We start from the raw sequence: 10,690 nt of genomic DNA, 5'->3' as shown, positions 1-10,690 counted from the left end.
GTATTGTCCTCGACTTTCGATTCTGTATCTTCAACTGGTTTTGTTTCTTCGACTTTTTCTGTCTCTTTGTTATCTTCGGGTGTCGTCTGCGATTCTTGTGAAGAGGTAGATTCTTCGGTTACAGGCGGTTCCTTTTTATCCCCATCCTGTTCAGGTTTTGTGACCTCTTCGCTTTCTTCCACTTTTGCCTCTTCACTTTGTTTCACCGTCTGTTGCATCAAAAGTGCTTCTTCATACAGTTTTCCATAATCTTTCTCCAGAGGCTTTTCTTCTTTATTCTTGGTATTCCATAAAATCTCATTGATCGCTTTTTGTGTATCCTTATCTAGGGTATCATACACTTTTTTACCACTCAGGATTTGTTCATAGTTTTTTTCTGTTACAGTTTCATAGACTGTATAAGTAATGATCTCCTGTTTCTTATTATCGATCGTTACTTTTTTAAAGGAACAGTACAGATCAACAAAATCCTGAGGATCCTTGATTTCCTTTGTCTGTACTACAGTCGTATGTGTGGATGTCGTTTGTGCATAAATCGGCATGCCGGTAAAACCGATGGCAGACGCTGCCACCACAGAAGCAAGACTGTATGCGATCCGTTTTTTCATTGATCCATCACTCCTCACGTTTCTTATACCAACTTGTATTTTACCTTATTTTTTACTGGTTTTCCAGTCCCCAGTATCGAACGACAAATTCTCGGGCTTCCTGATCCGTTCTTTCCAAATCTTCTAAAGTCGGATCAGCCACAAATGTAGCAGTTTCTACCGCTTTTTCAATACTTTCTTCAATTTGCAGGAAAGAGACCTTTTTGTCCAGAAACAACTCTACCGCTTTTTCATCCGCTCCGTTAAAACAAGCGCCCAAGTTACCCTCTCTTTTTCCAATCTGATACGCCAATTTCAACATAGGATACCGTTCATAATCCATTTCTTTAAAATCCAAGGTTAGCGTCTTTGTCATATCCAACGGATGCTCTTCTTTTAAATACGGACGGTTTGGATACATTAAAGCATACTGTATCGGCAAGTGCATATCGGCCGAACCAAGCTGTGCCATGATGGCATTGTCATTATATTCCACCATGGAATGAATCAAGCTTTGAGCATGTAAGACCGTATCTATTTTTTCATAAGGAAGATCAAACAAATAATGCGCTTCTATGACCTCAAAGCCCTTATTGACCATGGTAGCACTGTCGATCGTGATACGCTTGCCCATGTTCCAGTTTGGATGTGCCAGCGCTTCTTCCACACTGACATTCTGAAGCTGTTCTCTGGTACGATCACGAAAACTTCCTCCTGATGCGGTAATGATCAAACGCCGCACTTCTTCTTTTTTTCCAGCCTGCAGACATTGAAAGATTGCCGAATGCTCAGAATCGATCGGATATAATTTTGTGTTAGTCTTTTCCAACATCTTTTTAACCAAAACACCTCCGGCAACCAGGCTTTCCTTATTGGCCAATGCTACATCCTTTCCTTGACGTAACGATTCTAAAGTAGGCTTTAATCCTCGAAAACCGACAACCGCATTGACCAAAAGATCATAATCACAATGTTGGATACACTGCACCATATTCTCTTCGCCATAAAAGACATGTTCACAGGAAAACGTAATTCCTTCCTTGTTTTCAAATAAACCGATGGCTTCTACCGATGGAAAAGCCTCCACAATTTTTTTGAGCTCTTTTGCGTTATGCCCGGCACAGATACCGACCAGAGAAAATTCATCCGGATGTTTGGAAAGTACATCCAAGGTCTGTCTGCCGATAGAACCTGTTGCCCCTAACAATACTATACGTTTCATATTTTTCCTCGTTTCTTAATCATACTATACAAAAAAAGTGAAGTTTTTCAACCTCACTTCTCATTTTACTTTTTAAAAGGAATCGGATGAAGATCCCAAATCTCCTTTGCGTATTCACGAATCGTACGATCACTGGAGAAATAACCGCTCTGTGCAATATTGATCAACATCGTACGTGCCCAGCTTGTCTTATCCTCATAACGAGCTTCTACCTGACGCTGTGCATACACATAGGCATCAAAATCAGCCAGGACATAGAATTCATCATTTCGCAACAACAGATCATTGTAGATCAGCTGGAATTCATCTGGATTGGAAGACCATGTTCCGTTTTTCAAAGAATCGATCACACGACGAACACGATAGTTGTTGTGATAGATATGCCATGCGTTATAAGAGTTTTCTTTCTTTACTTCTTCAATGTCTTCCACACGCAGGCCGAAGATTTCTGCATTTTCATAGCCGACACGTTCTACGATTTCCACATTGGCTCCATCCAAAGTTCCTAAAGTGATGGCTCCATTCATCATGTATTTCATATTTCCCGTACCACTGGCTTCTTTTCCGGCTGTAGAAATCTGTTCACTGACATCTGCGGCATTCAATAAGATTTCAGCTACCGAAACTGAATAGTTTGGAATGAAGACCACTTTGATATACTGATTGATTTCCGGATCGTTATTGATCTTATCAGCTACCATATTGATCAGCTTGATGATTTCTTTTGCCAGCATGTAGCTAGGTGCTGCCTTAGCCGAGAAGAAGAATGTACGCGGATAAATTCTAAAGCTTGGTTCTTCTTTCATCTTCAAATACAGATGCATCACATGGAAAATGTTCAACAACTGACGTTTATAGGCATGTAAACGTTTAGCCTGACAGTCAAAGATCGAATTTACATCGACATCAATACCCAATGTCTTCTTTACATAATCGGCAAGAATCTGTTTACGTTCCAGCTTCACATCCATAAAACGCTGCTGCAGGATCGGATCATCGACGTGTTCCATCAATTTTTCCAAATCTTCCGGATGCGTTTTAAAGGAATCTCCAATGGTTTCCTCCAACAATTTTGTCAGCTGTGGGTTCGAATACAACAACCAGCGACGATGCGTAATTCCATTAGTCTTATTGTTGAAATGACCTGGATATAGATCCGCAAAATCCTTCATGACATCATGAATCAAGATTTCGGTATGCAGCTTAGCTACCCCGTTCACGCTGTGACTGCCGACAATGGCCAAATGCGCCATATGGACCTGACCTTCTTTTAAGATGGCCACATTGTTCCATACATGGCCCATACCCTTATGATCCACTTCGTATTTAAAACGACGGTCGATTTCTTCGATGATCATATAAATACGAGGCAATAAAGAACGCATCATTTCCTGCGGCCATTTTTCCAAAGCCTCAGCCATGACCGTATGGTTGGTATAAGCTACGGTTTTTGTCACGATATCCCATGCGTGATCCCACTCATAATCATAATCATCACACAATACACGCATCAATTCCGGAATGACTAATACCGGATGGGTATCGTTTAACTGAATGGCCGCTTTTTCGCCTAAATTATCCAGGCTTGGATAGGCACGTAAATGAGAACGAATGATCTGATCGATACCGGCACACACGAAGAAATATTCCTGTTTCAAACGAAGCAGCTTTCCTTCTTCTGTAGAATCATCCGGATACACATTGGCTGTAATAGCCATAACATCGTTCAAATATTTATTCAACTGTCCGGCCTGCACAAAGTCTTCATCGACTTCGGCATCCCATAAACGCAATGTATTGGTCGTCGTCGTATGATAACCGATAATTGGTTCATCATATGGTACGGCGCGCACAACAAATTCTGGATGATAGTTGGAACGGAATTTTCCGTTTTGATCCATATAGGCATCCAATTGTCCACCAAAAGGCACCTGCATCGCATGATGCGGTTTCCAAACTTCCCATACGTTACCATTCTTTAACCAACAATCCGGTAATTCTACCTGTTCATCATTAACGATTTTCTGTTTGAAAAGACCATAACGATAACGAATACAGTTTCCATGTCCGGCTAAATCCAGGGAAGCCAAAGAATCCATAAAGCAGGCTGCCAAACGTCCTAAACCACCGTTTCCTAAACCGGCATCGCTTTCCATTTCTTCCATATCATTAAGATCCATCCCCAGATCCTGTAATCCTTCTTTGACAAGATCGTAAATTCCCAAGTTCATCAGATTGCTTGTCAACAAGCGCCCCATCAAAAATTCCATGGAAAAATAATATAACTGTTTTGACTGTGATTTTCGAATCGCATTTTTTGTTTCTTTCCAGTTGATTCCGACATAGTCACGAATCATCTTTCCTAATACTTGATATCGTTCTGCCGGGAAAGTTTCTTCAAAATCTCGACCATATGTTTCAGAAACTTCCTGTTTATACCGCTCGATAAAAACTTCCTTTGAATCAAATCGATTTGACATAGTTTTCCCTCCACACTGTGTCTATTATAACTATCTGTCGGTCGATTTTCAAATTCTTTCGCTTTTCAAACGCCCTATTTATCGCTTGTTACGTCACTTGTCCACATATATCCCACCATGGGAACCGTCAAAATGAGCGTTTTATTTTGAATGGCCTTACGAATCCGACGTATATGCACAGAAAGCGCATTGTCCTGCATCACTCGATTTTTTCGTATCTCCAATAAATCGATCAATATATCTCTGGATAATACCTGATGCGGATGTTTTAAAAAATGCACCAGCAGATCAAAATCCGAGGGATTAAGCTTGACCATTTTATCCGCTACATAAACTCTATGCGTAAAAAGATCTACAGTAATATTTTGCGAGCAGTAATATCGATGCCTGACCAGTGTTTTGGTTTCGATCCAGAAGCCATGAAGTCCATACATCTTCTTATTTTGAAGAAAGCAGGCATTTTGCCGGGTGATGGTGCCTGGAATACAAATCGTATTGGAATGGATACGAGCCCGATTGGGCACTTCATGATACAGGCACCATTCATTCCAAACATCATCTTCTACGTCTAAACAGATTTGAATTGTATCAGTTTTCATAATAACCTCCGCCTTCAGATAAACAGATTTTTATTGTGTTGACAAGAAAAGCGGTACAAGAGGACAAAAATCTGCACAACCGGATCTTTTCGGCATGAAAAAAGTCATCCCAATAGACTTAGGATGACTGCTTTACTCTTGTTTATCTGCGCTTGGAAAGATAAAGACCTGCTCTCCATCCTGGGTCACATGATAGCGTCCCATGGCAAAATAGCGGGCATAATCCGGATTGCTTAGATTCTGATATGTCTTCTCCAAATCTTTCTTTTCATTCTCCAAATCCGCAATCTGATCTTTATTTTCCTGTATGTTTAACCGAAGTTGTGCCGTTGTCTGTAGATCTTGTATGCCACTCCATGTCAAATAGATGGTTCCCCCTAACAAGAACGCACAAAGAACAGCTTTTCGCATAGCCTTTCCTTTTGAGATCGGCACTTTTTTGACTTGTCTTTCGGTTCGTTTGACTTTATATGCTCTTTTCATATGAATCCCCTTACTATTATATCATTTTTTATGTGGTTTTACACATAATGACAATATCGCAATATCACTGGGGTTGATACCGGAAATTCTGGAAGCCTGCCCTAACGTAGAAGGACGAATCTGATCCAGCTTTTGTCGGGCTTCCAAACGCAAATTATCCATATGCAGATAATCTAAACCCTCTGGAAGCTTCTTTTGATCCATCGCCTGTAAATGACGTGCATCGCGTTTTGCCTTTTCAATATACCCCGCATATTTCACTTCAATCTCGATCTGTCTGGCAACAGAAGCATCAATATCCTGTTCAATCCAGGACTGCAGGCCTTTGATCGTTACCTGTGGACGTTTTAACAGCTCCAAAGCACTGCATCCATGCTGTAAAGGATCAAAGCCTAAAGAAGATAAATACGCATTGATGGATTCCGTTGGTTTGATATGCACTTCCTGTAACAATTCTTTCGTTTTTTGAATCGTCTCCATCTTTTTTTGAAACTGCTCATAGCGCTCTTTGGATACAACACCTAACTGGTATCCCTTTTCCAACAAGCGCTGATCGGCATTATCGTGTCGCAACAACAGACGATATTCGGCTCTGGAAGTCAACAGACGATAGGGTTCTTTGGTGCCTTTAGTACAAAGATCATCGATCATAACACCGATATAAGCTTCATCTCTTCGTAAAACAAACGGTTCTTTTCCATCAATTTTTAAAGCGGCATTGATTCCGGCCATCAAACCTTGTCCGGCTGCTTCTTCATAACCGCTGGTACCATTGACCTGCCCGGCCGTAAACAAATTCTCAATAACTTTGTTTTCCATGCTTGGTTTCATCTGTAAAGGGTCGATCGCATCGTATTCGATCGCATAAGCGTATTTTACGATCTTTGCGTTTTCCAGACCCGGCAGAGAATGAACCATTTGTTCCTGCACATCAATAGGCATAGAAGTGGAAAAACCCTGTAAATAAATGGTTTCCAGGCTTTTGGATTCCGGCTCCAGAAACAGCTGATGTCTTTCCTTATCCGCAAAGCGTACCAGCTTGTCTTCTATGCTGGGGCAGTAACGAGGGCCAACACCTTTGACAAGACCGGAATACATCGCCGAATCTTGTAGGTGCTCACGAATGATTTCATGTGTTTTTGGTGTCGTATAGATCAAATGACAAATTTCCTGTCTGTCAAAAGGTAAAACATCTCCTGGTTTCGTGGTCTCACTAAAACTGAAAAACTCCGGTGTACCGGGTTGTTTTTCGGCTTTGGAAAAATCAATACTGTCACGTAAGATGCGTGGCGGCGTTCCGGTCTTTAAGCGAAACAGACGGACTCCATGTTCCTGCAGACCGGCCGACAATGATTGAATCGTAGGTTGATTTTCCGGCCCGGATACCGTTGCGGTATGACCGCGAAGGATCGTTGATGTCATATAGGTTCCCGTTGTCAAAATAACAGCTTTGGCAAAAACATCACCCCGTGCCTTTAAATGCACTCCGGTTACACGCTGGTTTTCAATCAACAAATTCGTACAGGCATCTTCGATCACCGTTAGACCTTTGGTATTCTGTAAAATCGAAGCCATTTGTTTTTTATATTCTTCTTTATCGCTTTGTACGCGCAAAGACCAGACCCCCGGTCCTTTGGTCGTATTTAACATTTTAAACTGTAAAGCGGTCTGATCGGCAACGATAGGCATCAAGCCACCTAAAGCATCGATTTCTCTTACAACAATGCCCTTGGCCGGACCACCAACGCTTGGATTACAGGGCATAGAGCCTGCCATTTGAATATCCAAGGTCACCAATGCCACTTTTTTATGCATTCGACAAGCTGCCATGGCCGCTTCAATACCGGCATGCCCAGCTCCTATTACAATGATATCAAACATTGACTATGCCCCTTTTCTACGTGGTAAATGAATACGAATGTGAAAAACAGCCTGCGGCAGATGCATAAAGCAGGCAACCGCTACACCAGCTCCCAATGTCAAAAGACCATTAAAGACCATCTTGATACAGGCAATCCATTTTGAGCCATCGACTCCATTGAGGCCAATCCAGTTTAAAAGCGTACAAACGATAAACATCGATGCGATCACCAACAAAAGTCGAGATACGATCTGTAATGTTTTATGAAAGCGAATCTGATACACAGAACGCACTTCTTTTAGGTTAAACACAATCAAATACCCATCGCCGACAATGGATGTCAATACACTGCCCGCAAAGCCAAAAATTGCGGTTAGAGGTACCATTAAAACACCTTTGATAATGGTTGAGATCATCATCCGCCGTAAAGATGTTCGCTTTAAACCTAATGCCATCATCAGATTGGTCGTTACCGGAGAAATCGTCCCCAAAAAGCCTTCGATGGAAAGCCAGGCCAGAACATAAGAACTCATATCCAAGTTTCCGGTATAGAATAAAGTATAGTTCATCGGCCCTGCATATAAAAAGATACAGAAGGATACAGGAATACCGATAGTCAAAACGACATTTATACAATCCACGACATTTTTTCTTGTCTTGGCCCAGTCTTTTCGTGTCAAAGCTTCCGTGATATGCGGAATGATGGCCGCCGTAAAACCAGGTGCCAAAATCATCGGAATGGCCGTGATCTTTACCCCGACATAATTGGTTGCCGAAATGATGGTTGAAATCGTAGCTTCATCATACTGGTGCAGATGAAGACCGGTCGGCAATAAAATCGCATTAAAGATTTGTTGAGAATAACCAAAAATTGCCGAGATCATATAAGGAATGGCCAAAATAAACATTTCTTTGGCAATTTTACTCTGTGAAATTCCTATCTTTTTTTGTTCCTGACTTTCTAAAACAATCTCCTGTTTCTTGCGTTTGTCGAAAGCCAAAAACTGTGCGATGGCCGCAATGGCTGCCACGGATGTCGATAAAACAGAAACATACAATGCCCATTTTCGCTCCAAGCCTAAAGCATAGACAAATAAGCATGAAATCGATAATAAAAAGCCGACACGGAACAATTGTTCAAAAGCCTGCGAAAACGCATATTGTTCCATCTCTTTACGTCCCTGATAAAAGCCACGTAAAGCGGATAAAACAGGCACAAAGAAGATGGCCAGTGATAAGATTTGTAAAGAGCGTGCCATAATATCGCTGCTTTGGGCTACCATTAAAGGAGCCAGCACACCGGATAATCCAAACATTAAAAGCATGCCCGCAAAGCCCATCAATGCCAGTGCCACAAAAGCAATCTTGCGAATCAATAAAACCGTATGTGCATCTTTTAGTACCGTATAACGGGCTACCAATGTCGCAATCGCAAAAGGAAAGCCTGCCGTAAATACGCTTAGCACATAGGAATAAATATTATAAGCCTGACCGTAAATGCCCATATAGACATCCGATCCTAAAATGCTGGAAAAGGGAATGGCATAGACGATCCCAATCAGTTTGGCAATAAACATACCGCCGGTTCCTACCAAACCACTGAGTATGATCGACTTTTTAATCTTTGATGATTCCTGCATTCCATGCACCTCCATCCCAATTAGAATTCATTATATCATACGCTTGAAAAATACAAGCTTTTTTTTCTCTTTTGCACTATACTAAAATTATGAAAACAACTATCTGTACGGCTGCACAGGCTCGCCTGGCCGATAAGACAGCCATTCACGAACATAAGATTCCTTCCTTGATCCTGATGGAACATGCGGCCTTAGGCTGCACAAAGATCATTCAAGACCATCTGCAGCCTGGTGATCAAATTCTTATACTATGTGGTCCGGGAAATAACGGCGGTGATGGTCTAGCCATTGCCCGTTTACTGCATCGACCTTGTATCGTCTATGCCCCTAAAGCTTCATCCATGTCAAATGATGAAAGAATCCAGTGGGCTATGCTGGAAAAGAATGAACAGGTGCACTTTTCATCTTTCAAAGAAACTTTATCTTTGCTTCAAAGCGTTGATGTTATAATTGATGCCCTGTTTGGAAACGGCCTTTCCCGAGATATTGAAGGTGACTATAAAACCTTGACGGAGGCGGTCAATGCCTCTGATGCGTATGTGATCTCCATCGATATCAACAGTGGACTGGATGCGACATCCGGAAAGATCTTGAATGCCTGCATAATCAGTGATTTGACCATCTGTTTAGACTGTATCAAGACCGGACAGTTGATCAACGAAGGTAAAAAAGTCTGTTCCAAGCTGAAATGTATTCCCATCGGAATTCCACAAACTATACATAGAGATGCAAAAACTGCCATCCTGTTAGATCCGATGGAGGCCAAACACCTTCTTCCCCAACGTCCTGATGACGGACATAAAGGCACCTTCGGCAAAGCCTTGATGATCGGCGGTTCTTATTCCATGCATGGTGCCATCACCATGGCTGCCAGAGCCTGTTATCAAAGCGGGATTGGAACGCTGACCTGCTTTGTTCCGGATTGTATTCATGACATTCTGGCTCAGAAAATGGAATTTGCGATGTTGAAAAGCGGAGAAGATAAAAATGGTTATTTTTCAAATACAGCCATTGAAGCCTTGGCAAAAGAAACCGGAAAATACGATATCGTGACGATCGGCAATGGTATGGGGCAGCAGGAAAGCACCAAAAAACTGGTACAAAAGGCATTGCAGCTTTCCACCTGCACTCTTTTCGATGCCGATGCCTGTTGGGCGATTCGTGAACACCCTGAACTTTTACGGCAGGACTTTTCGATCATCCTGACACCACATATCAAAGAGATGACTTATCTTTGTCATCGAAGCCTATCTGAGATCCTGCAGGATCCCTTTGGAACCGTGCAGGAATTTTGTGCCAGCTATCCTAACTGTACGCTGGTCTTAAAATCCGATATCACATTGATCGGACATAAAGATCAAATATATGTACTGCATCAGCCAAACTCTGCCCTGGCAAAAGGAGGAAGCGGCGATATATTATGCGGTATCATTGCCGGACTCTATGGCCAATGCCGCAACGCCTTTCAGGCAGCTGCCGTCGGTACGTATATTCACAGTTGTTGTGCCAAACAGAAAAAAGATCCTGCCTGCTTTATGCCGGAGGATCTGATTCATCAAATTCCTAATGTATTTCAATCTTTACGGGAAGGTTAAGCTTCAATGTCATTAAGTGAAGACAACTATAACTATACAGGCAATCAAGTCTAGATAGTTTTTTACTAATAAGGCATGACAACAATTGTAGTATTGCTACTACATTTTTTAAGTTATATAATATGGCCGTTAGTCATATCGATAGTTGAACGATACTGGTGATTTGGACTTCACCTTCCGTTTGTTTTGACGGTTCAGACGGATAGGTAATATTTCTTTGGCT

The 10,690-nt window shown here is 41.8% G+C and carries 8 protein-coding genes; 1 reads left to right on the top strand and 7 read right to left on the bottom strand.

Annotation, left to right across the window (positions count from 1 at the left end):
- The 7 genes from U0M88_RS05620 to U0M88_RS05590 all read right to left on the bottom strand — a co-directional run.
- On the bottom strand, window positions 1–608 hold a 608-nt coding region (locus tag U0M88_RS05620; protein ID WP_331869166.1), incomplete at its 3' end, for a hypothetical protein.
- A 52-nt stretch (window positions 609–660) separates the two neighbouring features.
- Window positions 661–1,809, bottom strand: a complete 1,149-nt coding sequence (gene dxr, locus U0M88_RS05615; RefSeq protein ID WP_331869165.1) for a 1-deoxy-D-xylulose-5-phosphate reductoisomerase — start codon at window positions 1,807–1,809, stop codon at window positions 661–663.
- Window positions 1,810–1,874: 65 nt separating this feature from the next.
- Window positions 1,875–4,289, bottom strand: a complete 2,415-nt coding sequence (locus U0M88_RS05610) for a glycogen/starch/alpha-glucan phosphorylase (RefSeq protein WP_331869164.1) — start codon at window positions 4,287–4,289, stop codon at window positions 1,875–1,877.
- Window positions 4,290–4,363: 74 nt separating this feature from the next.
- Entirely contained in the window at window positions 4,364–4,888 is a 525-nt protein-coding gene (locus U0M88_RS05605) for a winged helix-turn-helix domain-containing protein (protein ID WP_022789408.1), read from the bottom strand.
- A gap of 132 nt (window positions 4,889–5,020) precedes the next feature.
- The gene (locus U0M88_RS05600; RefSeq protein WP_229035580.1) at window positions 5,021–5,371 is read right to left on the bottom strand and encodes an FtsB family cell division protein; all 351 of its coding nucleotides are present in this window, start codon (window positions 5,369–5,371) and stop codon (window positions 5,021–5,023) included.
- A 21-nt stretch (window positions 5,372–5,392) separates the two neighbouring features.
- Window positions 5,393–7,252, bottom strand: a complete 1,860-nt coding sequence (gene mnmG, locus U0M88_RS05595; protein WP_272006490.1) for a tRNA uridine-5-carboxymethylaminomethyl(34) synthesis enzyme MnmG — start codon at window positions 7,250–7,252, stop codon at window positions 5,393–5,395.
- A 3-nt stretch (window positions 7,253–7,255) separates the two neighbouring features.
- Complete coding sequence (locus tag U0M88_RS05590; protein WP_331869163.1) at window positions 7,256–8,872, bottom strand: oligosaccharide flippase family protein; 1,617 nt, start codon at window positions 8,870–8,872, stop codon at window positions 7,256–7,258.
- 89 nt (window positions 8,873–8,961) lie between these two features.
- Here U0M88_RS05590 and U0M88_RS05585 point away from each other — a divergent pair, with 89 nt between their 5' ends.
- Complete coding sequence (locus tag U0M88_RS05585; protein WP_331869162.1) at window positions 8,962–10,467, top strand: NAD(P)H-hydrate dehydratase; 1,506 nt, start codon at window positions 8,962–8,964, stop codon at window positions 10,465–10,467.
- Window positions 10,468–10,690 lie beyond the last annotated feature (223 nt).

It is taken from the genome of Faecalicoccus sp., assembly GCF_036552745.1.
Classification (GTDB): domain Bacteria; phylum Bacillota_I; class Bacilli_A; order Erysipelotrichales; family Erysipelotrichaceae; genus Faecalicoccus.
The sequence above is the reverse complement of the archived record's forward strand: the minus strand, read 5'-3'. Positions and strand labels throughout refer to the sequence as shown.

Excerpts from the sequence above, each read along its gene's own strand:
- dxr (WP_331869165.1), bottom strand. The coding sequence starts at position 1,809 with ATGAAACGTATAGTATTGTTAGGGGCAACAGGTTCTATCGGCAGACAG.
- U0M88_RS05610 (WP_331869164.1), bottom strand. The coding sequence starts at position 4,289 with ATGTCAAATCGATTTGATTCAAAGGAAGTTTTTATCGAGCGGTATAAA.
- U0M88_RS05605 (WP_022789408.1), bottom strand. The coding sequence starts at position 4,888 with ATGAAAACTGATACAATTCAAATCTGTTTAGACGTAGAAGATGATGTT.
- U0M88_RS05600 (WP_229035580.1), bottom strand. The coding sequence starts at position 5,371 with ATGAAAAGAGCATATAAAGTCAAACGAACCGAAAGACAAGTCAAAAAA.
- mnmG (WP_272006490.1), bottom strand. The coding sequence starts at position 7,252 with ATGTTTGATATCATTGTAATAGGAGCTGGGCATGCCGGTATTGAAGCG.
- U0M88_RS05590 (WP_331869163.1), bottom strand. The coding sequence starts at position 8,872 with ATGCAGGAATCATCAAAGATTAAAAAGTCGATCATACTCAGTGGTTTG.
- U0M88_RS05585 (WP_331869162.1), top strand. The coding sequence starts at position 8,962 with ATGAAAACAACTATCTGTACGGCTGCACAGGCTCGCCTGGCCGATAAG.